22 protein-coding genes are annotated in these 22825 nt (G+C 36.9%); 5 read left to right on the top strand and 17 right to left on the bottom strand.

The genetic code is table 11. The annotated features are described in order from the left end of the window. Window positions 1-13 precede the first annotated feature (13 nt). The gene (locus EV142_RS12620) at window positions 14-649 is read right to left on the bottom strand and encodes a nitroreductase family protein (protein WP_132036238.1); all 636 of its coding nucleotides are present in this window, start codon (window positions 647-649) and stop codon (window positions 14-16) included. 199 nt (window positions 650-848) lie between these two features. On the opposite strand from EV142_RS12620, the gene EV142_RS12615 reads away from it, so the two are divergent. Beyond that, window positions 849-1595 (top strand): 4'-phosphopantetheinyl transferase family protein, encoded by a 747-nt coding sequence (locus EV142_RS12615; protein WP_132036236.1) that lies wholly within the window; start codon window positions 849-851, stop codon window positions 1593-1595. Next, window positions 1573-2235, top strand: a complete 663-nt coding sequence (locus EV142_RS12610; protein ID WP_132036234.1) for an MBL fold metallo-hydrolase — start codon at window positions 1573-1575, stop codon at window positions 2233-2235. The genes EV142_RS12615 and EV142_RS12610 overlap by 23 nt, the downstream gene beginning before the upstream one ends. A 458-nt stretch (window positions 2236-2693) precedes the next feature. Here EV142_RS12610 and EV142_RS12600 read toward each other — a convergent pair whose 3' ends face one another. From EV142_RS12600 to EV142_RS12590, 3 genes are all read right to left on the bottom strand, one after another. Beyond that, a complete protein-coding gene (locus EV142_RS12600) occupies window positions 2694-2954 on the bottom strand; it encodes a site-specific integrase (RefSeq protein ID WP_132036232.1) in 261 nt (86 codons plus the stop codon). Window positions 2955-2959: 5 nt separating this feature from the next. Next, on the bottom strand, window positions 2960-3289 hold the full coding sequence (locus EV142_RS12595; RefSeq protein WP_132036230.1) for a phage integrase SAM-like domain-containing protein: 330 nt from the start codon (window positions 3287-3289) through the stop codon (window positions 2960-2962). Window positions 3290-3385: 96 nt separating this feature from the next. Then, a complete protein-coding gene (locus tag EV142_RS12590; RefSeq protein ID WP_132036228.1) occupies window positions 3386-3646 on the bottom strand; it encodes a hypothetical protein in 261 nt (86 codons plus the stop codon). Window positions 3647-5347: 1701 nt separating this feature from the next. Here EV142_RS12590 and EV142_RS12585 point away from each other — a divergent pair. Next, complete coding sequence (locus EV142_RS12585) at window positions 5348-6898, top strand: Fic family protein (protein ID WP_132036226.1); 1551 nt, start codon at window positions 5348-5350, stop codon at window positions 6896-6898. Window positions 6899-7276: 378 nt separating this feature from the next. Then, window positions 7277-7978 carry a hypothetical protein gene (locus tag EV142_RS12580; RefSeq protein WP_158286325.1) on the top strand — a complete coding sequence of 234 codons (702 nt, stop codon included), beginning with the start codon at window positions 7277-7279 and terminating at the stop codon, window positions 7976-7978. Here the strand turns inward: EV142_RS12580 and EV142_RS12575 are convergent. The 13 genes from EV142_RS12575 to EV142_RS12515 all read right to left on the bottom strand — a co-directional run bounded on the left by EV142_RS12575 (window position 7935) and on the right by EV142_RS12515 (window position 21300). After that, on the bottom strand, window positions 7935-9122 hold the full coding sequence (locus tag EV142_RS12575; protein ID WP_132036222.1) for a PAS domain-containing protein: 1188 nt from the start codon (window positions 9120-9122) through the stop codon (window positions 7935-7937). The two genes, EV142_RS12580 and EV142_RS12575, sit on opposite strands and share 44 nt — an antisense overlap. Before the next feature lie 136 nt (window positions 9123-9258). Then, the gene (locus tag EV142_RS12570) at window positions 9259-9453 is read right to left on the bottom strand and encodes a PAS domain-containing protein (protein WP_132036220.1); all 195 of its coding nucleotides are present in this window, start codon (window positions 9451-9453) and stop codon (window positions 9259-9261) included. Between the two features lie 45 nt (window positions 9454-9498). Further along, entirely contained in the window at window positions 9499-9879 is a 381-nt protein-coding gene (locus EV142_RS12565) for a response regulator (RefSeq protein WP_132036218.1), read from the bottom strand. Between the two features lie 152 nt (window positions 9880-10031). Further along, the gene (locus EV142_RS12560) at window positions 10032-10520 is read right to left on the bottom strand and encodes a CinA family protein (protein WP_132036216.1); all 489 of its coding nucleotides are present in this window, start codon (window positions 10518-10520) and stop codon (window positions 10032-10034) included. A gap of 263 nt (window positions 10521-10783) precedes the next feature. After that, window positions 10784-11737: a hypothetical protein gene (locus EV142_RS12555; protein WP_132036214.1), complete on the bottom strand. Its 954-nt coding sequence runs from the start codon at window positions 11735-11737 to the stop codon at window positions 10784-10786. Window positions 11738-12739: 1002 nt separating this feature from the next. Then, window positions 12740-13138: a hypothetical protein gene (locus tag EV142_RS12550; protein WP_132036212.1), complete on the bottom strand. Its 399-nt coding sequence runs from the start codon at window positions 13136-13138 to the stop codon at window positions 12740-12742. Window positions 13139-13505: 367 nt separating this feature from the next. After that, window positions 13506-14264: an SDR family oxidoreductase gene (locus EV142_RS12545; protein ID WP_132036210.1), complete on the bottom strand. Its 759-nt coding sequence runs from the start codon at window positions 14262-14264 to the stop codon at window positions 13506-13508. Between the two features lie 26 nt (window positions 14265-14290). Next, complete coding sequence (locus EV142_RS12540; RefSeq protein ID WP_132036208.1) at window positions 14291-16471, bottom strand: hypothetical protein; 2181 nt, start codon at window positions 16469-16471, stop codon at window positions 14291-14293. Between the two features lie 295 nt (window positions 16472-16766). After that, entirely contained in the window at window positions 16767-17279 is a 513-nt protein-coding gene (locus tag EV142_RS12535) for a DUF421 domain-containing protein (RefSeq protein WP_132036206.1), read from the bottom strand. A gap of 161 nt (window positions 17280-17440) precedes the next feature. Further along, the gene (locus tag EV142_RS12530; RefSeq protein ID WP_132036204.1) at window positions 17441-18445 is read right to left on the bottom strand and encodes an SDR family oxidoreductase; all 1005 of its coding nucleotides are present in this window, start codon (window positions 18443-18445) and stop codon (window positions 17441-17443) included. 163 nt (window positions 18446-18608) lie between these two features. Next, the gene (locus EV142_RS12525) at window positions 18609-19097 is read right to left on the bottom strand and encodes a SpoIIAA family protein (protein WP_132036202.1); all 489 of its coding nucleotides are present in this window, start codon (window positions 19095-19097) and stop codon (window positions 18609-18611) included. Window positions 19098-19132: 35 nt separating this feature from the next. Continuing rightward, window positions 19133-19711 (bottom strand): flavodoxin family protein, encoded by a 579-nt coding sequence (locus EV142_RS12520; RefSeq protein ID WP_132036200.1) that lies wholly within the window; start codon window positions 19709-19711, stop codon window positions 19133-19135. A gap of 5 nt (window positions 19712-19716) precedes the next feature. Continuing rightward, a complete protein-coding gene (locus tag EV142_RS12515; RefSeq protein WP_132036198.1) occupies window positions 19717-21300 on the bottom strand; it encodes an FAD-dependent oxidoreductase in 1584 nt (527 codons plus the stop codon). 179 nt (window positions 21301-21479) lie between these two features. On the opposite strand from EV142_RS12515, the gene EV142_RS12510 reads away from it, so the two are divergent. Beyond that, window positions 21480-22649, top strand: coding sequence for a zinc-dependent alcohol dehydrogenase (locus EV142_RS12510; protein ID WP_132036196.1), 1170 nt, complete (start codon window positions 21480-21482; stop codon window positions 22647-22649). Window positions 22650-22825: the final 176 nt, after the last annotated feature.

The raw sequence follows: 22825 nt of genomic DNA, 5'->3' as shown, positions 1-22825 counted from the left end.
GGAAAATAATATGCTAGTCGTGTTTTATAACAAACTCTTCTGTTGGAATTCTAACTTTTTTTAGATGTGCCAACCAATCATTTTCACTATCACGATACCCTAAAGTAAGTATTGTTACACTTCTTAAACCTTTTGCTTTCAAGTCAAGTAAATCATCTAATGCATCTGCTGAAAAGCCTTCAACCGGAGTACTGTCTATGTTTAAGGATGCTGCCTGTGCAATTGCTAATCCAAAACCAATGTAAGATTGCTTTGCAGTGTGAATAAAATTTTCTTCAGCTGTTTGTGGTAAATATTCTGATTTCAATTTATCAGTATAAGCACTAAATCTACCTTTAGGTAAGCTTCTTTCTTCGGTTGTAAAATCATACATTTCGTCGATACGTTCTTCAGTATATCGATCCCAAGCTGCAAATACTAATATATGGGAACATTCTGCCATAATTTGTTGGCCCCAGGCAATAGAAACAATTTTTTCCTTAAGTTCTTGATTTTTAATAACAATTACCCTGAATTGTTGTAATCCTGATGAAGTAGGGGCCAATCTTGCCGCTTCAATAATTTTATCTAAATCTTCTTGTGATACCTTTTTGGCAGGATTGTATCTTTTTGTGGCATAACGCCATTTTAAACTATTAATTAATTCCATACATATTTATTTACAAATTAAATGCATCATTGACGCTCTAAGCATAATTTTTATTGTAGCCTTTTTAAGGCATTACTAAATCCTTTAATAACCTTGAATATTTTTAACCTTGTTATTTCATCAAATCATATTCAGTCACAAAGAACAGACATATTAACGACAAAATATTATCTTCACAGATCAAAATTATATAATTTAAATGAATAAAGGAAAGATTGAATTGAGGAGAAATGGCAAAAATTTTGAAGCCGGTTATTGTTTTATTAAAGGAGAGCTGAATTCCTTGCTAAAATACCACGATCTTCTAAGTAATAGCGAGCAAAGTTATTATGATGAATTAAAATTTGAAAGGAGAAAAGCAAGCTATCTTCTAGGAAGAATCACTGCTAAAAATGCAGTTTGTGAACTCAGCCAGGCAGATATTAAGTCAGTATCAATTGAATTTGGTATTTTTCATTTCCCTGTTGTAAAAAAGCATCCTGCACAGAACATTCAGGTCAGTATTAGTCATTGTGGTGATATCGGGATTGCACTGGCATTTCCGGAAGAACATCCAATGGGAATTGATATTGAAAAAATAAGTTTCGACAAGGTTTCTACTATGAAAACAACTATGTCACTGAATGAAATTGAACTAATTGATCTTCACCCTGATTTAACTTTAGCTACAGGATGCACAATCATTTGGACCGCTAAGGAAAGTTTGGCTAAAATATTCAGAACGGGTCTAACAATCGATTTTAAAGTACTTGAAATTGATTCAATAGAGAAAATAAAAAGTTGTTATGTCAGTCATTTCCGAAATGTTTCACAATATAAAGCTATTTCATTTCACCTAAATGAGTATATTTGCTCCCTTGTAATACCTAAAAAAACAACTATTGATTTAGACTTTTTTTTAAAAATTTTCACCAATAACTTTTATGATCAAAATCAAAATTTTTAAAACATCTAATTTCTCAATTATTAATCAATGCTATTTAATATATAAAAATAATATTGGAATTTTAGTTGACCCTTCATGGGATTATAATCTAATTAATACTTTTCTAATTGAAAATGATATTGCCTTAAAAGGTGTTTTACTAACTCATTCTCATGATGATCATACAAATCTCGCAAATGAATTTGCTGTAAAAAAAAATGTTCCCGTTTTTATGACAGCGCAAGAAATAGAATTTTCAGGATTTGAATGCCAAAATCTTCGAAGTATTACAAGCTCAAACGAAATACAAATTTCAGATTTTAATATTACTCCAATTTTCACTCCTGGACATACCCCAGGAAGTGTATGTTATCTAATAGAAAACAATATTTTTTCAGGAGATACAATTTTTATTGAAGGGGTTGGTGTTTGCAGTACAAAAGGTGGTGATGTTGATAAAATGTGGGAGTCGGTACAAAATCTGAAAAATACTTTGCCAGAAAATACATTTTTTTTTCCTGGACATTCTTTCGGCGAACTACCAGGTAAGAATTTAATCTTTCTTTTAAAAAATAATATTTATTTTCAAATAAAAGAGAAAGATCATTTTGTAAGTTTCAGAATGAGAAAAAATCAACCTAATTTGTTTTATTTTAAATAAAAAACACAAGAACTTGTTGAAAAAAAGACGAGGCACTACTTTTAGTGTTTAAATGTTTTTTGTAGATAAATAATCGAATACTTCAAAGAATTGAGCAGTCTTTACAGTGAATATAAAGACTGCTTTCAACAGGATTTTTGGTGTCGTAATATGTACTCAATGTGCATTTTATATCCGGTAATGGTTCAAAATTAATTTCTGAAAATGTTATTAGTGTATTCTTTATCCACTTTTAGGTATGAATAGACGGGAAGCAATATTTTTATTTCGATTAGCACTATTAGCCTGTCTCATTGCTTTTGGATATGTTAGATTAAAACGGCACACAAAACTTAATCGGTAACGGGCAGCGTTTGGAATACTGTTTTCAGTAACATAATAATCTGTTCCGATTGTCGTGCTTTTATTTTGGCATAAGTTAAAAGCATTCGTTAAATCAAACACTAAAGTGGCTTTGTTTACAGTTGCGCGTTTAAGGCAAACCGGATGGTCTCTGAATTTTCAAGAATTTTTATCGCCTTTGGAAGCAACGAAATTCTTGCCGTAGAATTTGTTTTCTGTTTTTCAGATAAAATCCACTGATTTCCTTCAACATCATCTTTTATGTCAGCTTTTTGGAGCTGAAAAGCATCAATGTACGCAAGTCCTGTGTAGTACTGGAAAATAAAAATATCACGCACAGTATTTAGTATGTCAGTTGAAAATTCGCGTCTTTCCACTTCAGCTAATTCTTTTGCAGATATAGGTTTTTTGCAATTTTAGTTTTCTTTCCTTTAAAACTCCTAAATGGATCTTTGATGATAATTTCTCTGTCAATTGCACGTATTACAATTTTCTTGAAGTTGGAAATGTATTTAAGTTTGGTATTATTTGCGAATTTCATCACGCTACGAAGATAGAACTCAAAATCTTTTATGAATTCAAAATTTAAATCAGCAAATTCAAAATCACCAGCATTGTATTTGAATTTGATGAAGGCCGTTACGTGATTTTTAGTGATATTGAATCTCTCTAGTGTGGCTTCTGTATACCCGTTGCCAATCAGGGCTTTCATTTCATCATTGTGTTTTTGAAATTCTTACAGTATTCTGGCTCTGGGTTTCATTTTTTCCATAACATGATCCATAATCTTCTGGGAAGTTATGGTTTTTCAGATGTACATAATTTCTGCTTTGATTTCATGGATTTTGTTAGTTAGTGAATCCTGGAAAAAATTTAGGGATTTTGCATGTTCTTTTGTGCCTGTTGCTCTCTCTTTTTTCTGGTTCAAGCGCTCAATTTCCCACTGGCATCTGGTTAATCCTTCTTTCGGGATACCGTCAACGGTAATCCTGAAATAAACGGTTGTAATGTTACTTTCATGGCGGGGTACTTTCAAAAAGAAAATTAACCCAAAGCTGTTCTCTAGCATAATTCAACTTATTAGATTAGTAAATGTAGAATTATAACCTCATTTAAACAAGATGTAACGTGCTTAACCCCTTTGATAGAGGGACTTAAGGTGAAATTTTGTGGCACAGTTTTAAAATCTCACGCTGTGCCACGAATGTTCCACAAAGATTTTGTTCGATTTTATAAATATTGAAAAGTGGTATAAAAGAAAAAACCCTGCAAATCGTTGGATTTGCAGGGTTTACCGCTCTTTTTGGCCTTTTTTGAAAACTTTAAAAATCTTACTTTTCCTTTGTTTTCGGGCCTTTGCGGAGAAAGAGGCTCCGCAAACCTTATTTTAATGCCAATAATGATGGGCTTTCACAAACTATATTAAGAACAGGGTCACCAATAGGGGAACTCTCAAAATTTTATATTTATTAGTAAAGATAATGTATTATTACTAATTAAATTCAAGAGCGGTTTAATGAATCAGAGCAGGATTCGAACTTAACCGCTCAAACCCGCGTCTATGCTACGTTTTTATGATGTCTTAAACCTAAGTGCACCGATTCTGCACCTGAATTACATTTGTTGCTTTTTTACTGTTTATTTATTTCAAAAACAGCTTTATTTTTATGTTTAACAGACTCTTATTCAGTGATATTATTCTGAATAATTTATTTGTAAATATATCAATATTTTTCGATTATTAATAATTTAATTTTTGATAATTTTTTTTATTGGAAAGCATTAAAATATTGAGGATTATGGTAGTATATTGAATGCACATCTTAAATTTAATTTTGAAAAATTAGGATAACTCTTTTGAATAATAAAAATAAGCCTCTCTATTTTGAAATATAAACTATTGAAAGATTAAAAATTATTATTAAAAAATGAAGCTTAACTTTTTCTCTACTTTTTGTTTGCACATCCATACCACTAAAGTTATAAAAACATGTATAGCTAATTTAAGGAATTTAAAATTATTCTGTTTAATAATTATTAAACAATTTTATGTCTTTAACGATCATATGCAGTAAAATTTAATTTTATTAAATTACTTTTCAGGGACTTTAAAATTATATTTAAAATCTTATTGTTTAGATTATTCCGTTTTTAAAATTACATAGATAAGTATGCGAAATGAGATTTAACGAAAGTATACATTTGATTTTTAGGAGTAAGGATGACTATTGCACTTAATTCGTGTGTTTTTTCTTCTTTTTTTTATATATTTACATTATCTATTAATTATGACACAAATATAATTCAATCATTTAGTGATTTACAAAAGATTATATATCTTATAAAAATTTGCAGATTCTTAGATTTCTTGTCTTATTAACACGATTAACCGGTATTTTCCTGTGATTTAATTTTAAATTTAGTACCAAAAGTTAATCTATGCATTTACATTTTTCAAATATAACAAACCTATATGGCTAGGGACGTGAATCTAATTTTATAAACATAACTTTTGCCAGAATTTGCAAACATAATGTATTATTGTTGAAAATGTTATGCTGTATTTATTGATTGAAATTATTGATTAATTTATTACCTTTGCATGGTAGGCTAATTTACATGCAACACAATAAGCTAATTACTGTACAGCACGATAGGCTAATTTACATACAACACGGTACGCTAATTTACGTGCAACACAATTAAGAGATTTTGTTGTGAAAAATAGCAGGGTAATATTATCGAATATAAAATAATTCAAGAAAAAAATATGGCTACACCTGGAGAAAAATTGGCTGCATCCCTTCAGATACTTCGTGATTTGCAGGAAGATCAGAATATTGTTGCAATTAAATCATCGGAAATAAATAGAACGCATAGGGAGCGTCTAATGAAAAGTGGCTTCTTGAAGGAAGTATCCAAAGGTTGGTATATTGTGTCAAATCCCCATGAAGCTGCTGGTGACACTACTTCATGGTACACATCCTATTGGCAATTCTGTTCACGTTATCTTAAGGATAAATACGGAGATTCCTACTGCATTTCAGCCGATCAGTCTCTCATGATACATGCAGGAAACAGAACTGTACCTACACAATTGATTATCCGTGCATTGGAAGCTTCAAACAAAGTCATACCACTGTTGTATAAAACATCATTATTAGAAATGAAGTCAACGCTTCCATATATGGCCGATATAGTGGAGATAAATGGTATCAGAATGTTACCGTTACACTCCGCTTTGATAAACTGCTCTACAGCAATGTTCGAAAGGAATGCGGTGGATGTACGCGCCGCAATGGCACTAGTTCAGGATGCATCCGAAATTCTTGGCACGCTTCTCGAAGGCTCACACACAGTAGTGGCCGGAAGGTTAGCCGGTGCATTTCGAAATATTGGACGAGACCGTATTGCCGATGATATCTTGAAAACAATGAAAACCGCTGATTACAATGTACGCGAAACAGATCCTTTCCAAAGTAAATCTCCGGTTGCTCTATCATTCAGAGAAAGATCTCCCTATGCAAACCGTATCAAGCTGATGTGGGATGAATTGCGAAAAGTTGTTATAAAGTATTTCCCGGATGAACCAGGTCTTCCAAAAGACAAAGAAAAATACCTTGAAGTTGTCGAACAGATATATGTAATAGATGCATACCATTCCCTTTCTATCGAAAGATATGTGGTATCGGTAGAACTGATTGAAAAAGTCCGAACTGGCGATTGGGACATCAAAGGAAATGAAAATGATAAAAACCACAGGAATGCAATGGCAGCAAGAGGTTACTGGCAGGCGACCCAAGCTGTAAAGAAAAGTCTCGGTAAAATATTAGAAGGTGACAATGCTGGAAAAGTAGCCGACGATGACCATAGAGATTGGTATCAGGAATTATTTGCACCCAGTGTGGTATCAGGAATTTTAAAGGCTTCGGATTTGGCAGGATACAGAACCAATCAAGTCTATATTTCTAATTCTCTGCATGTGCCTCTAAACAGAGATGCTCTGAGAGATGCAATGCCTACGCTTTTTGAATTACTTGAAAACGAAACCAGCGCTGCTGTACGCGCAGTGCTTGGACACTTCATATTTGTGTATATACATCCCTATATGGATGGCAATGGTAGGATGGCAAGATTCTTAATGAATGTGATGCTAGCCTCTGGAGGATTTCCTTGGACTGTTATTCCTGTAGAAGAACGTGATCCTTACATGGCAGCCCTTGAAAGTGCAAGTGTGGGAGGTAATATAGAACCCTTTACAATATTTCTTTCAAAACTTGTAAGTGAAAGCTTAAAAGGAAAACCAGTTGCAAAAATATAAATAGTTATACGTCATTTTAAATAATCAAGCTCTCATTTTGAGGGCTTTTTTTTGTGGGATAAATTAGCTTATATTTTTATTAGGAAAATAACCGAACTAAATCTACTTTCATATTGTTGAAAATGCAAACGGACGTTCTTTATAGGGAGATTTTTTGCAAGGGGTTTTCTCTATAGAAAAGGTTTGCAGAACCTTATAAGTATAAGTTCAACGGCAAGGAGCTCCAAGACGAGTTACAGCTTAATCTTTATGATATGAGCGCAAGGAATTATGACCCTGCACTCGGGGTTTACAGTATTAGACCCTATTACACATTACAGCCAGTCACCTTATTCTGCGTTTAATAATAATCCAATTTATTGGGCAGACCCAAGTGGAATGGCAGGTGAACATTATAATTTTCAAGCTGGAAGATATGAAAATGATAAAGGTAGTCAAGTGACTTTTGGTGAAGCTATGGCAAGCCAAGGATTAAATGAAAACGGAAGTGAAAAGACAGGTGATAGTAATTCATCTAGTAGCAGTGCAACATCTACTACGAGTGCAGATATTAATCCTAAAGAAGCTTTTGAATATCAAAAAAAATATCCTCGTACTATGCAAGTACTGAGACAAATAAGAGGGTATGCAAAATCAAATCCTGACATTTTAAAAGCTCTATCTGAATTTTCAGGTTATTCAACTATGGAAATTTTAGATAAATTACAGTACTCAAATAGTAGTGTGTTAATGGAAATTAGAGAGTTACAAAGCTTGAACAAATATAATCCAGAAGGTTTAAACAATGGAAGTGCTGCCTTTTATCTTAGTATTGAAAATGCAGAGTTCCTCGAAACATTAAAAACGAATGCAGAAATACAAGCTTATTCTTTTTTTGTAGCAGTTACGATATTACATGAATTTGTTCACGTTGGAAGAATAAATAATAAAATGCCAGAACCACGTGAAATGGGTTGGGGATGGGAAGAAAGAGCTTACGGAAAGAAAGTTAATGGTGATAGTTACAAAGAAGTTTATAAATCATCCAATTGGAATTTCAAAGACAATAATTATAAATATAAATTAGCACCACTTTTTTAAAAAAATAAAAATTATGAAAACAATGTGCAGGCAGGGCGGAATAAGCGAGTACATCTCGTATGAGTGAGCCCATACGCATTGCTGCATCTTTGATTTTCGATAAATAAGTACCCGATTTCTCGTCAAGCTGGTCCTTAATTTTCGCTTCAAGAAGAGCTGCAAATGTACTGATCTTGCGAAGCGGCTCCTGAAGATCATGTGAAGCAATATAGGCAAATTGGGCCAGTTCCTCATTGGAATGCATCAATTGTACATTGGCTTCTTCCAATTCTTCATTGGTGGCCCTGAGTTCCTCCACAACAGCACCGATCTCTTCAGTACGCTGCTGGACCTGATTTTCGAGTTCCAGCTGAAGCTCAACCTGCAGGGTAATATCCTGGGCAGTACCATTCATGCGCACTGGTCTGCCTTCGGGGTCAAATACAGTTTTGCCTTGTGCATGCAGTACTCGTTTCTTTCCCGTTGTGGGGTGGATAACGGTATAGATCTCATCATATACTCCTCCTGACTCGGGATTGAGTCCCCAGGCGACAGCTTTTGCAACCCTCTCTTGATCCTCTGCAGAGAGAATAGGTATCACTTCATTATAGTCCTGTGCAGCCGGATCATAGCCAAACCATTCAATTAGACGGTCTGAATAGGTCAGCCCGTTTGTAGCAACATCGATACTCCAGGTGCCCAACTGTGCAAGTTCCACAGCGCCTCTCATATTGAACTCAGCTTCTTGGAGCCTGTTGCGTGCAATCACGTGGTCAGTCACATCGATAAGGGTAAACATTACTCCGTAAATATCTCCTGCCGAATCATAAAGGGGTTTGTAGGTGTAATCGTAATAGCCCCTATAACGTACATCATGTTTTATCAAATCTATGCGCTGGGCTATTTTTGTAAATATTTCGCCGGTACTCAAAACATATTGATACTCTTCAAGCAACTTTGTCTGCTGCAGTTCCGGTACTGCATCGAATATTGGCATACCGGTTATAGAACTTTGCTTGCCTAAAATTTCAAGCATTTTTTCATTAACTTCCCGCACTACCATATCACTTCCGATGTAAACAAGTTTGGCGACAGGGGAATTATGGAACACTGTTCTGGCAAATTTTTCACTTTCTTCAACTTTAAGCCTGCTGTTTACCTGCATTGTGTTTTCCAGGACCCAGACTGCAACTTTCTTTACATCACCACTGCTGTTTTTTTAAGGGCGAGTAAACAAAATTTACATACACTGTTTCTTCCCGGCCGTGCCTTATAAGTACAAGTTCGGCTTCATTTGCAGCCTAGGGCTTTCCTTCTCTTATAACACCTGTCAATGCGTTTTCGAAGTATGCACGCACTTCAGCAAAAGTGTCCCAGTAAAAGCTGCCCAGGATTTCCTCTCTTGGTTTTCCCGCTATAGCTACAAAGCTGTCATTTACAATTTCGGGTATAAGAGTTTGGGCGTCTAAGACACAAATGCCGACCGGGGCGTTCATAACCAGTAGATAAAGTTCTTGTTCGTTCTCGATATTCATAGTGCTTTAAATTAGATAGGGGCGCAGTAAAGTTACCAGTTTTTTTACACCGGAGGGCTTTGTCAGAAAGTCGATGGCACCGTCATTTTTAATCTGTTGAATTGTAAAGGGATCGGATGATGTTGAGAGTATAATAACAGGAATGTCCCTGAGTGCCTCAAAAGTTTTTAACCTCAAAAGGAAATCCTGCCCGCTAATTACCGGCATATTGAGATCAAGGAAGATAGCATCCGGAATTAGCTCGCCGGTCTCAAGTTTTTTAAGTGCTGCAGCTGCATCTGTAAATGAAAAGTGATTTACCGAAGCGGATAATTGACCTACTGCCATAGCAAAGAAATCAACATCGTCATCGTCGTCGTCAATGTGAAAAATTGTTTTATATCCCATTACAGCAAGTTAATAAATTATAATGAGTTCAAAAAAAAAATCAACCACCTTCTAAGATTAAATAGTACTAGATGTTTTCCCGCGCTGGTGTCCGTGATAGATAGATTTTATTTGGGAAATGGAAACCTTTCTGCATATCATCCTCGAACTATTCATTTTTTAGGAGCTGTTAATTTATCAAGAATTAGTTGTGCTACTTTTTCACCTGCCTGCAGAACAATCTGCTCAGCATTCCCTGCAAATACTTCACGATGAATAATACTTCCAAGGGGTGTTATAATGTGTAGAAAAATTGTGCCAACGGGCTTCTCGGGTGTTTCACTGCCGCCAGGTGTTGTGAGACCAGTCAGGGCTACAGTAATATCAGAATTAAAGATAAACGCTGTGCGTTCCGCCAAAGCTTGAGTTACTTGCTCAGATTCGGGAGTAAATTCTTCAATGAGACTTGGTGGAATATGCAATATCTGTTCTTTAACAAATACCTCATAACATACAATTCCGCCACGTAGGATTTTGCCCGAAAAAGGCGTAAGTGAAAATTCAGCGCATAATTTTCCTGCTGAAGCGCTTTCTGCAAACGCAATATTCCAGCCCTTATCGGCAACAATTTCACTACAGCGGATGATAATTTCTGATGACATAGTATAAAATTTTAATTAATGAATTGTACAGTTTCATACTGGGGCTTCAACGTCTGACTGTACGGATCCAATCTGGCAGTCCAATAAAAAGCATTTACATTAACAATGACACACGGGTAATAGCATTACATTCGCTGGCGAATTAAAACAACATTATGGAATCGACAACATACTTCGAAGCCTTTTCAGGAGAAAGTCGGTTACAGCCTTTGGAATAAATGTGATACATCATGGAAATTGAAATTAATAATCGTATTGCTTAATTAATCGATTATTTGTGTACTGGCAGCAATAAGCCGGAACAGCGGTTCATATTTTTTTATATGACGGTCCAGATTCTGATTTACGTCGGCTGGTCCGACACTGCCTTGCAGGCAGTATAATTTCTGTTCGTGAGTAAACATAAACTGCAGCATACGTATTTTTTTCTTATTATGTGATATATTTAATACTTCTTCAACCTCAATCATCATTGCGGGCAAATTGTCAATAACGACAGCCTCAGTGCGTATCACATGGCTTTGGGGAGGTATCATTTCAGCAACAGACTTTTCATTGAGAACAATGTCCTGGTTTTCTTCATCCAGGTCATGAACCATTATCAGGATTTTCTCAATGCCCTTTCCGTCATGACTGGTAAACTGCTGCACTGTGGCAGGCATTTCTGCTTCCTCGGCGCTCCAGCTTCTGGGTATGGATAGCGCAACGGCGGACTCCTCTGCCTTAGGATGCCCTTTTGTTGTAAAATGGATAATGTGTCCATCGGTAACTTCCTGATGCGGGGCATCATGGTATGCAAATGAAATAATACCTTTCTGAATACCTCCTGTCTTGCTCAGCTGTAATTCAGATTTGACTTTTTCAATAAAATTTTGTGCATACTCTTTCTTCTGAATTGGCTGCTTTAATTGTTCGCTCAGAAGTGAATCTATTCGATGCTCTATCCTATTGAATTCTGCATCGCCCAGCTCATCTTTCAAAAAGCGCTTTATATTTATCTCTGCACGACCAAATATTACTGTTGAACTTTTTTCTATTGCTATGGCATCATCTTTAAGTGCTGGGAACTGAGAGGCAACTTTTTTAAGAGCTGCACCCTGTCCCTTCAGAAAGGCGTACGTCTCCATACCTAACATAACCTTAGCAGAATAGTTTTGCTTTTGGGGGTAAGTGGGAATGGTCAAAACGCAGTAAACAATTAAAAGCAGCATTCTCATATAGAAGTAGTAATTATATATTATTCTTACAAAAGCAAAATTATAATTGGATTGAAATATTATTTTATAAATTTCAGAGTCAAAATTACATAATTCGCATGCTTTACTGCGTAAAATGAGGAGATGAACCAATAAATCATTAAGAGTAAACCGATTCTATAAATTATAATTTTAAAAAGTATTTATAAAAATTTCTTTGTCTCTATACATTTAAGCAGCAACAATGTAAGTAATAACCTCCGCTTAAAAATCGATTTTCAATATACTTCTAATTTGACGATTTATTCATATGAATTTACTTGACCTTCTTATCATTAAATCTTTTATTTTCAAACTGGCAGGTGAATTTTAGGCACTCGTTGTGCGATACCAGCCATTTTCCCTGGCCTGCAGCTGCAATTTCAAATTTCTTCATTTATCATCGTCTCTTTTTGCAGCTGCAGATATTCAGTTACTAACGGTTTTTTGCTGTTTGTACGGCTAGCGGCCTTTATAAAAGTTGCGGCTATCCAAAACGCGGTTTAGATGAGTGGGGGCCGTCGGCAGGATCATTGTATTGCTGATAATCGAAATTCAACCGATAGCTATTTTCGGTCATTTGGGGATCTTTGTTTTGCTGTGGCGAAAATAATGCTTTTTCTTTTTTTGACTGTACAAAATCGGGCAGAGTTCTGCAGGGATTGAATAATCGGGTATTAAGCTTGATCGGGTGTTAAGGGTTGCTGCCGGAATTTAATTTGGAGTGGTCAGCATTGTTAATTGTGTATAATATTATTTTTTTAGGAGCTTTTTCCGCTATCCGTTCCAATCTATGCGCCGGAACCCCCGGCGCATAGGATTTCACTCGTATTGGGGCTAGGGCTGCTGCCAGCCAGATCTTGCGCATTATGGTGCTTTTAAGGGAGAGAACTGCTGTTTAATATTTATTAAATCTTCAAAATATCCCAAATAGAAAAACAGTGATCAGTAACGGTTTTTCTATTTGATCAAAATCTGAATACATTAAAAATTTTCCTGGCCAAATTCATCATTTTTGAACGCATCATTATCTATTTCATCCCTGTTAAACTCATCGTTTTTAATCTCCTCACAGCTGAGCTGGCCGATTTCGAATTCTTTATGAGCCGGGTTATCCCGGTCCAGTTCACTGGTTTGAAATTGGTCAGTTTCAAATTCATCGTCTTCTGGATTGTCAATTTCAGTTTCAAAACCTTCAGATGGATCATTATCTCTAAGATCCTTCTCAATGTCCTGCTCGGTTATATCTTTGAGTTCACTCTCTGATTCATTGTCAAGATTCTCAGAATCATATGGATTGCTGTTTTGATCTTTGTTTTGTTGATCTGAATTGGGAATATTACGGCCTCCCTGGCCGTAAGGTCCATTGTTTTCTTCTTTCATAATAGACTGTTTATTGAGTTTGTATTTGTTTTATATCTTGCAATGACAATTCTTCTTCAGACCCGTCCTGAGCAGCGGTGGTATATAATTCACTCACATTAATGCGAATCATCTCCTTTTCCTGTTTTTGATTTATCATCTATCATAGTTGTTTTTTAAGTTTAATAAAATTAAAAAATACTGGCCAAGCAATCTATGCGCCAAAGCCCGCCGCCTATGATTTCACTGCTATCGGGGTAAGATTATTTTTCCCTGAAAAAGAAATAACAGCACGTAAATTGTCACTATATAAAAAGTACTCACTAGTGCGGGTACATTCGTATCATAAATCAGCGTTCAGCTAAATATTGAATTTGATCAGGAAAAATTAAATGATCTGCAGGTGCGGGCGTATCTGCATCGTGACGATATCGCATCGCTTTGGCTGAGACAGGCAAAACAAGGTGCTCATTGCAATATCTTCTGCTTTCAGCATTTCGAGTTTTATTATTTTTTCCTGTTGTTCTTCTTTCGAACTTTTTTGCATATCGCTTGTTACCGCTCCGGGTTCAATTAAGGAGACTTTAATTCCAAGCGGATTTAACTCTTTACGTAGCGAAGTGCTAAAACCCCGTATCGCTGATTTGGTCGCCACATAAATCGTACTGGTGGCTTCACGGCTTTCTGCGCTCATAGACCCAATGTTGATGATGTGACCTGATTTTTGAATTTTCATTCTTGATGCAGCTTCTTCACAAAAGGCGAGATATCCTGTAATGTTAGTACCTATAACATATTGGTAATTTTCATAACTGCTTTCTGTGATTCCTTGGGCAGGTAAGGCTGCGTTGTTGATTAGAATATCAATTCCGCCTAATTCATTGTCTACAATTTCCATGATTTTAGCAATGTCTTCTTTTTTGCTGACATCGGCAGGAGTGCCATATATTTCACTACCCGGAAATTGCTGTTTAATATCTTCAACGGCATTTTTGAAATCTTCATGATCTCTTCCAAAAATAACAACGCGTCCTCCAAGAGAAACCAATAAATCCGCAATTGCTTTGCCAATTCCGGTTGTTCCACCTGTGATTACAATTCTTTTATCTTTAATATTTTGTCCAAAGTAATTTGTTAATTTTTCCATTTATTAGTTTTTTTATTATTAGTATATCACCATTGAATTTTAATTAGAGCCTGACCTGAAATTTCGTATTCGTGCATTTTCGCCGTTTTTTTGTGCGCTTTAAGCATTTCATTATCCTGTAGAACTTTAAAGTCTATTTTGCTTTTAGAAAGTTTTATAACTTTTAAATTGCAGGTCATGTCTTTATCACCATCGAGATGGATGGTAACTGACTTTCCTCTTTTAGTAAATTGATGTGGATAATCGATAAAAATTAAAAAGTCTTCGTCGATTTTGATGTATTGTCTCGGTACAATTCCAAAAGCCATTCCGGCGCCATAAACTTCCTGACCAACCTGACCGCTTTGTTCCCATCCATTGTATAAATCCTCTAAGGGAACCCATAAATCAGCTTGTAACTCTCCTGTTTTAACTTCTTCTGAGAGCATTTCTTTTGGCAGCTTAGGCGGATAATAATAGGCAATTCTGTTTACTGCATATTTAATAAATTCCGGAATTAATGTTTTTAAAGATGGTAAAATTTCAACATCCTTCGCCTGAATGAAATATTCTGATAAAGCGGCATAAACTTCTAATTCCTCATATGCGGCCGTATAAGGCGCATTATTGAGTGGGAATATCGAAAAGAAATTGGTGTAGTTTTTACCAAAACCGTATCTGCAATCATAAAGCTGAATGTTTTTAAACAATCCGGTAAGACAGGTATAACTGATCTCCAGATATAATTTCTTATTCGTGATTTTATACAATTCTAATAATGCTCCGGCCGCAAAAGCCGTGTTATTGGCCTGGTACAAAATATTAAGTCCCAGTTCAGTTAATTTTTTTGCTGCTTTTTCTGCTTCGTTTACATAACGTTTTTCTTTGGTAACTTTAAAAGCAAGCAGCATTAAATGGGCGTAAGCTCCTGAAACATCTCTTTCTCCGCCTTTACCCGGCGCTGTTTCTTTTTTGATTATTTTAAGGGTTTCCATATCATAAAATACCGGCCATTTGTATTTAAAATGGTGGGCTACTTTTATAGCATAATCAATAGAATCTAATAATAGTTTTTCAGCTGTTTTGTCACCGTGCAGAGCCAGTCTGGCCAAATTCATTAAAGGGTGATGCAGATACCAGGAATCCATCACCATTTCTTTTTTTTGCTCTTCGGAGTTGTCCAGTTTGTCTGCAAGTGCAGGAAGCCATCGGTTGATACAATTTATTTTTGGATCGTAAAAAGCGGGTAATCCGTTAATTAAATCGTCGTAAAGCGAATGTTTTTGCCCGCTCCATTTCCCATATTCACTATACGGAGACAATACAGCGAGCTGAACCATACTTTCTGCAGGCGTTTCATAATCGCACAGATAAGCATTTAGATACGGAATTCCGTTTTTTTGTGTCCATGCGCCTTTATTTTGTGACAAATCTATTACAACATTTTGAGCGATTTCCGGCCAGTTGTGATATTCAATTCTGGGCTGCTGCAGCACTTTATAGATCTTCACCAGATTATTTAAAAAGTGTTCACAAATGGCGGATGTTTCCTCTAATATTTCAGTTTCTAATACTATGTAAGCGTCTGATATTGTAAAAGTTTTATCTGCTGGAAGCGGTAATTTATCAGTGATAGGAAGCTGAAATCCAATTTCAGGCCAGTCTCCGCCAACTGTATTTTTGGATTCCGTTTGGGTTGCCTCACAATATTCAGATAGTGAGGTAAGGTTTTGAAAATAAAAAAACGATCCTGTTTTTGGTTTTGTAATGCTTGCAAATAGTAATCCGGATCGGGATCCGAATTGTTCCATATGAATTTTTCCGCTGGTATTTTCAATAGTTCCATTTTCTGTCAGCGGAATTATATCTCGTGGCCAAAACGGAATCATCAATGGAATATTTGCCTTAAAAGTGGTCGTATAATGCAAGAGAGGGGAAGATTTATCCGGAAAATTAACACGAACCTCATAACTGCCCAGTCTGGAATCGAGTACAAAAACAATGGTATCTTCGTCGTCAAAAAGATTGACAACTTCAAAACAGTTGTTCATTGCAAATGCCGTACGAAAAGCTATTTTTGCGTTTTCGGGCATAAGTGCCACAATCCAGAGCGAATCGCCTGTATTGTAAAATTGATAGGTATAATCAAGAATTTTTCTTTCTAAAAGTATTTCGCTATTTTCAATATCTGCCTGAGCAGTCGTGCTCCACGCTGTAACTGTATGCATACAAAAGAATTTTAGTTTATATTAATGTAACGTCCAGTAAGTAATGAAAAAGAATCAGTTTGAACATTCATTTTGACCGACATGGTGTTACATACTAAAAATGAAATGACTCATCATTAGCGTTCCCGCAGAAAGCGCTAAGAAATATAGAAATAGACCCTAAGTTCGCAAATATATATTCATCATTAAACTGATTTACAAGCAAATTTCAGAAATAATTTGGCTTTTTCTTTACATAATTTTTTTTACCTTTTATAAGATTTGCCTAATGGCCGCAAGTGGTTAAAAGCTTTGTTTAAGGTGTAATATCATCTAAGGAGCTGCTTCCTTTGCCAATTGATTTTTTTACAACTGTAATCTGCCCGTTAAGTTCCATAACTACAGCCTTTACTTCGTTTATCTGGTCAATTCCCGAGTTCCTGATCGTTGAAAATATTTCACCTTTGGTTATGGCTTCTTTCGCCATCGTTTTCTCTATAAATTCACCATTGTAAAATATTAGGCTCGGCACTGCATTTATAAGCTTTTCCATTTTTTTTGACGAACGGGCTGTCAAGGCAAAAATGTATTGTAATATAATAATCAGGAACAAAACAATAGCGCCTTCCGTTAGAGGAACCATGGCCAGCATCATATAGGATAAGGTAGATCCCAAAGCTACAGTTACAACAAAGTCAAAGGCATTAAGTTTCGCGAGGGTTCGTTTACCTGAAATTCTTAAGAAAAAAAACAAGGTAATAAATGCAATTACTGTAGCAAGAACAACATGTCCTATGCTTTTCCAATCTTTAAAAAATATATCTTCCATGGCGTTATTTGATTTAAGGGATCGCAATCTAACAGGATATTAAAATAAAAACCTCTGTAATTGCAACTACAGAGGCACTTTATTGCAGGCTTTAAATTTAAAGCTACCCTGATATGGACTTTATATGCTATCAATATCGTATCTCTTTAAATGTTGTATTTTTATGGGTTACCTTCACCACCGCTTGCCCCATAAATCTGCCCTGTGGCGTAGCTGGCATCATTAGCTGCAAGCTGCACATAAATAGAAGCAAGCTCGGCCGGTTGTCCAGGCCTTCCCATAGGTGTCTGGGAACCAAATTCTTTCAGTTTTTCCATGGTAGCTCCCCCGCTTACTTGCAGGGGAGTCCATATCGGACCCGGAGCAACACCATTAACCCTGATTCCCTTTGGAGCAAGCTGTTTGGCCAGTGATTTGATATAATTAGTAGTAGCGGCTTTTGTCTGGGCATAGTCATATAAATCCTCGGTTGGAGCATAGGCCTGGACTGAACTTGTGCCTATGATTGAAGAACCTGGCTGCAAGTGGGGAAGGGCGGCCTTGATAATCCAGAAAGGAGCGTAAATATTGGTTTTCATTGTAGCGTCAAAATCCTCTGTTGAAATATCCAGGATTGAGGCATGAGTCTGCTGTCTGGCAGCATTATTGACTACTATATCAAGTCCTCCCAACGCCTTTACTGCCTGATCTACTAATGACTTACAGAATGCCTCATCGCGCAAATCACCGGGAATAGCTACAGCTTTGCGTCCTTCGGCTTTTATCAGCTGTATGACTTCCTTTGCATCTTCTTCTTCAGTAGGATAATAATTTATAGCAGCATCAGCGCCTTCTCTGGCATAGGCGATAGCGGCAGCCCTGCCCATTCCGGAATCACCTCCTGTGATGAGTGCCTTGCGTCCCTTTAGTCTTCCGCTGCCTTTATAACTTTTCTCGCCGTGATCAGGTCGTGGATCCATTTTACTTACAAGACCAGGCCAAGGTTGTTTTTGTTCCTTAAAAGGCGGTCTGGGATATTTCGTGGCAGGATCTTCGGATCCATTAAACAGGTTGTTTTCATCTGTATTTAAACTACGGGAAAGGGCAGGATTAATTGCTGCAGTTGCCAATACTGCTCCCATACCGGTTATGGCGGAGCGTCGTGATATTGCTTTTTTAACATCCATGATAAAAAGTATTTGAGTTTTTAAATTGTGTCTTTTTTTAAGAAACTGCTATAAGACAATTATAAGCACTCTTATACAGCATTATAATCTAATTCTTTTAGCGTTTTTGAAACAGCCGCTTATTTTAAATAGACAGCCGTTCTAAATCTTAATTTTTATGCGATTATGCTTTATAATTGTAATCTATATCATCGGCATCTGAATAACCATTAGATAAATTTTCTTCACCCAGGTCATCAGGATCAATATAGGGTTCGCTGATTATTTCCTTTGTAGTCAGAACAGGTATTTCACTTCCCTGAACCCAGCTTAATGCTTCCTTGATTTTTTCTTTTTTATAACCTCGAAATTCCCCCGGGACGATGTAACTGAATCCATTGGTAAAGGAAATTGCTTTGTCAGAATCAGTTACTATAGCTGCACGATTCCATTTTCCAAGATTTCGGAGCCCCATCATGGCATCCTCAAGCCAGGCGGTAGCAGTAAAATTGCCAAGTTCAGTATCAATTAAAAACAAAAAATTAATCTCGTTAATCTGTTCCACTAATGCTTTTACCGCCGGTGCTATCACTGTCTTGTAATCTTGCGCCGTTACTTCACCAACAGCCCTGAAAGCCACGAAATTGTCTGATGTTTCAATTTTCTGTATCATATTATAAAAAAAATTAAGTTCTTTTTCAACTTCAATTATTTAGCTGCTTTTTTCAATGATTCGGCCATGGCCTGTGCGTCTTTAGCGTAGTTACGCTGGTAGTATTTCTGTAGCTGTGCCTTGGTTTTTTTGGAGCCCTTTGCATGACCTTCCCATATTACGCCAAGTGAAGAGTAGGGAGGAACGGTTACCCCGATACTGCAGAAGAAATTTGCAATGTTTCCGGTAATATGTTCCACTCCGTCCGAATCGCCCGTTACGATAACGCCACCAATTTTACCATCCAGGGGAGAATCTTTTCCTTGGAGAATAATATCATATACTTCGTCAAGGCGTTCGATGCACCTTTGAAGTTCAGAGGAATGATTATTCCACCAGATAGGTGTTGCAAACAATAAAATTTTTGCCTCAAGGATTTTATTATAAATTTCCGGCCAGTCATCCTTGGTACTCATATGTGTGTAAGTGCCCGGAACAATTTCCTGATTTGCCAGTCTTATGATTTCGAATTCGATACCTTGTTGGGTAAGATACTGACCAAGAAATTCAACAAGCGCTTCTGTGTTGGAGCGACCTTTATTTTTTAAGGTTCCTAATAGTATAATAGCTTTCATGTTTTTTATTTGATATGGATTTTTGGTAAGTCTGTTTGCGAGGGTCCGTTGATTACTGTTCCTTCAGTATCAAATCGAGACCCGTGACAAGGACAGTCAAACGATTTTTCATCACCGTTCCATTGAACAATACAGCCTAAATGCGGACATACTGCTGAAAAAGCTTTTAAGGTATTCTCATAATCACGGAAAACGGCAATTCTTTTTAATCCTGACGAAAGTACACCACCGTCTCCCAGCTGTAAATCTGCCGTGTTTTTTAAATCAGATCCTTTTATCCAGTCCAGATATTGCGAAGCCATATTACCCGCTTCTTTTATAAAATCCTTGGTTGTTTTTAAAGTAACTCTTGAAGGACTGTATAAATCCTCCCATTTATTTTTAACGCCTGTGATGCTGTCGGAGATAATCAATGCCCCAATGGTGGCATGTGTCATTCCGTTACCGGAATCTCCTGTTATGATATAAATGTTATCGTCACCCGGATTTTTTCCCATAAAGCCAAGTGAATCCACAGGTTCCATTACCTGTCCTGACCATCTGTATGTAAGGTCATCTTCTAACATTGGGAAATAATTGCGCGTCCAGGATTCCAATTTGTCGTAGCGTTCCATCTGCGAAATATGCTGCTCATCTGCCTGGCCGGTTTTATGATCTTCTCCTCCTGAAATCAATAGATCATAGTGTTCATCATATTCTTCAAGGCGTACGTAATGATACGGCTGGGAAACCCATTTGGATTGCTGATCGCCGGTATCCCACCAAAGTGAATAAGGCAGTGTATTTTTTGGAATTTTACCTGCAATCACATAAGTTCTGTAAGCATGCTGTTTGGTATGCATGGTCATTACATCATTAATTGGAGTATTGGTGGCAATCACTATTTGGTCTGCAGAAAAAGTATAGCCATTCACTTTTGCTCCTTTTTGGGTTATTTCTTCGGCATGGGCTTCGGTGTAAATAATTCCACCAAGATTAACAATAGCATCAGCGAGTCCTTTTAGATAATGCAGTATACGAAATTGCGCCTGTTCATGAAACACCAGGCATCTCTGATTTTCACCATTTGCAACAGCCGGAGTTCCCTGCAAGATGGAAGTTGCTAAACCCGCCTTTTGTGTGGCTTTAAATTCCTTATCCAGGTTTTCTTCTTTATCAGATGGATCAAGAAATAAATAACCGTTGAGTCTTTTAAAGGAACAGTCTATATTCAATGTTGTAATGATTTGTTCAATTTCATCGATTGCAGCTCTGTGGCTTTCTGCTGCAAGTTTTGCTGAATCTTCCCCAAAAGTTTCTTCCAAAAAGTAATAGCGGTCATCAAGCGCGCAGGTTAAATGTGCCGTGGTACGGCCTGTTTCTCCACTGCCAATAAAACCATCTTCTACAAGGACTACTTTTTTTCCTGCTTGCAATAATTTATAGGCAGTTGTTAAGCCAGCGATACCCCCGCCAATAATAAGCACTTCGGCTGTAACATCCTTATCGGGCTTATGGAAAGAAATGATAGAGGTAGTATCTATCCAAAACGATATGTTCTCTCCTGAAGTGATACTGGAACTTTTGATTTTATTTTCTGAGGAATCCATGAGTATTTTATTTAAGAATTATCAAAGCTATAAAATTGCAAAGCGCTGCCTTTTACAGTTTTAGAAACAATTTTTATAGGATTTCCAGTTGTGTTATTTGTAAGTTTTCACCTAAATAATGTAAAATTAAAAACTGATTTTTTAGTTATTTAGCTTTCTATTAACTAAAAAAAATAACTATGAAGGCAGCAGTCATTCACGGACCTGGATCTGTACAGTACGATACTGTAGATGATCCTAAATTAAAAGAGCAGGACGATATTATCTTAAAAGTTACCTCGACGGCGATCTGCGGATCTGACCTTCACATTTATTCCGGTGGTTTGCCACAGCCCAGACCAATGGTGCTTGGCCATGAATTTATGGGTATCGTAGAAGAGGTGGGAGCGCGAGTTAACCATCTGAAAAGAGGGGATCGTGTCGTGGTTCCATTTCCTATCGCATGTGGAAACTGTTTTTTCTGCAATCATGATGTTCCGGGAAACTGTGAGCACAGTAATCCCGAGCATTACGGACCAGAAGGAGGCATACTTACAGAAAAAGGGGGCGCACTTTTTGGCTACACGGATCTTTACGGCGGTTATGATGGCGGACAGTCGCAATATGTTCGGGTGCCATATGCCAACTATGGTCCACGTATCGTGCCAGAGAATCTGACAGACGAACAGGTACTTTTCCTGACTGATATTTTCCCCACCGGATATACTGGTGTGGACTGGGGAGAAGTAAAAGGCGGGGAAACAATAGCGATATTCGGTTCAGGACCAGTGGGTCTTATGGCCGCTAAAAGCGCCTGGCTTCGTGGTGCTGCCCAGGTAATTATTGTCGATACTTTACAGTACAGACTCGATAAAGCTAAGGTAACCACTGGTGCCACTACAATACTTTGGGAAGATGGTGCCAAAGATGTGGTTGAGCAGATACGCGCTCTTACCCAAGGTCGTGGAGCCGATGTGTGTATTGATGCGGTAGGTTTTGAGCCGGACCGTAATTTTGCAGACCGTCTGAAAGCCACTATCAATTTTGAAAAGGGATCTACCAAGGTTTTAGAAGCCTGTATGAGCGCGGTACGCAGAAGCGGTATTGTATCGGTGTTGGGGGTATATCCGGTCAATTATGATAATTTTCCCCTTGGTCAGTTTTTCGACAAAGGAATTATCCTAAAAGGAGGACAGGCTCCTGCCCATAAACATATCGATAAACTATTGGAGTATGTAGTTCAGGGAAAAGTAAAACTGGATGATATTATTACCCACAGAATTCCTTTATCCGAAATTTCACATGCTTACGATATATTCAAAAAGAAGGAAGATGGCTGTGTTAAGGTCGTTCTGGATCCCTGGCAATAGTCTTCAATTGATATGCAATCCTAAAACATTGCGTCTTTAAGAATTACATTATTTATTATCTTACTATTTTATTTCATAAAGTATTTATCTGTCCTTTTGGTTCGTTTTTAGCAAGAATTATTTTTTTCGCTATCTTAGGGTATGATTACTATAAGTGTCTGATGCCTTGACGGACC

Origin of the sequence: Flavobacterium circumlabens (assembly GCF_004345565.1) — a bacterium.
Taxonomy (GTDB): Bacteria; Bacteroidota; Bacteroidia; order Flavobacteriales; family Flavobacteriaceae; genus Flavobacterium; species Flavobacterium circumlabens.
Note: the sequence above shows the minus strand (reverse complement) of the source record. Positions and strands in the feature narration are given on the sequence as shown.

Excerpts from the sequence above, each read along its gene's own strand:
- EV142_RS12525 (WP_132036202.1), bottom strand. The coding sequence starts at position 19,097 with ATGATACAGAAAATTGAAACATCAGACAATTTCGTGGCTTTCAGGGCT.
- EV142_RS12520 (WP_132036200.1), bottom strand. The coding sequence starts at position 19,711 with ATGAAAGCTATTATACTATTAGGAACCTTAAAAAATAAAGGTCGCTCC.
- EV142_RS12530 (WP_132036204.1), bottom strand. The coding sequence starts at position 18,445 with ATGGATGTTAAAAAAGCAATATCACGACGCTCCGCCATAACCGGTATG.
- EV142_RS12545 (WP_132036210.1), bottom strand. The coding sequence starts at position 14,264 with ATGGAAAAATTAACAAATTACTTTGGACAAAATATTAAAGATAAAAGA.
- EV142_RS12620 (WP_132036238.1), bottom strand. The coding sequence starts at position 649 with ATGGAATTAATTAATAGTTTAAAATGGCGTTATGCCACAAAAAGATAC.
- EV142_RS12615 (WP_132036236.1), top strand. The coding sequence starts at position 849 with ATGAATAAAGGAAAGATTGAATTGAGGAGAAATGGCAAAAATTTTGAA.
- EV142_RS12595 (WP_132036230.1), bottom strand. The coding sequence starts at position 3,289 with ATGAAAGCCCTGATTGGCAACGGGTATACAGAAGCCACACTAGAGAGA.
- EV142_RS12565 (WP_132036218.1), bottom strand. The coding sequence starts at position 9,879 with ATGGGATATAAAACAATTTTTCACATTGACGACGACGATGACGATGTT.
- EV142_RS12510 (WP_132036196.1), top strand. The coding sequence starts at position 21,480 with ATGAAGGCAGCAGTCATTCACGGACCTGGATCTGTACAGTACGATACT.
- EV142_RS12515 (WP_132036198.1), bottom strand. The coding sequence starts at position 21,300 with ATGGATTCCTCAGAAAATAAAATCAAAAGTTCCAGTATCACTTCAGGA.
- EV142_RS12550 (WP_132036212.1), bottom strand. The coding sequence starts at position 13,138 with ATGAAAGAAGAAAACAATGGACCTTACGGCCAGGGAGGCCGTAATATT.
- EV142_RS12610 (WP_132036234.1), top strand. The coding sequence starts at position 1,573 with ATGATCAAAATCAAAATTTTTAAAACATCTAATTTCTCAATTATTAAT.
- EV142_RS12580 (WP_158286325.1), top strand. The coding sequence starts at position 7,277 with ATGGCAGGTGAACATTATAATTTTCAAGCTGGAAGATATGAAAATGAT.
- EV142_RS12590 (WP_132036228.1), bottom strand. The coding sequence starts at position 3,646 with ATGCTAGAGAACAGCTTTGGGTTAATTTTCTTTTTGAAAGTACCCCGC.
- EV142_RS12555 (WP_132036214.1), bottom strand. The coding sequence starts at position 11,737 with ATGAGAATGCTGCTTTTAATTGTTTACTGCGTTTTGACCATTCCCACT.
- EV142_RS12535 (WP_132036206.1), bottom strand. The coding sequence starts at position 17,279 with ATGGAAGATATATTTTTTAAAGATTGGAAAAGCATAGGACATGTTGTT.
- EV142_RS12560 (WP_132036216.1), bottom strand. The coding sequence starts at position 10,520 with ATGTCATCAGAAATTATCATCCGCTGTAGTGAAATTGTTGCCGATAAG.
- EV142_RS12585 (WP_132036226.1), top strand. The coding sequence starts at position 5,348 with ATGGCTACACCTGGAGAAAAATTGGCTGCATCCCTTCAGATACTTCGT.
- EV142_RS12540 (WP_132036208.1), bottom strand. The coding sequence starts at position 16,471 with ATGCATACAGTTACAGCGTGGAGCACGACTGCTCAGGCAGATATTGAA.
- EV142_RS12570 (WP_132036220.1), bottom strand. The coding sequence starts at position 9,453 with ATGAACGCCCCGGTCGGCATTTGTGTCTTAGACGCCCAAACTCTTATA.
- EV142_RS12575 (WP_132036222.1), bottom strand. The coding sequence starts at position 9,122 with ATGCAGGTAAACAGCAGGCTTAAAGTTGAAGAAAGTGAAAAATTTGCC.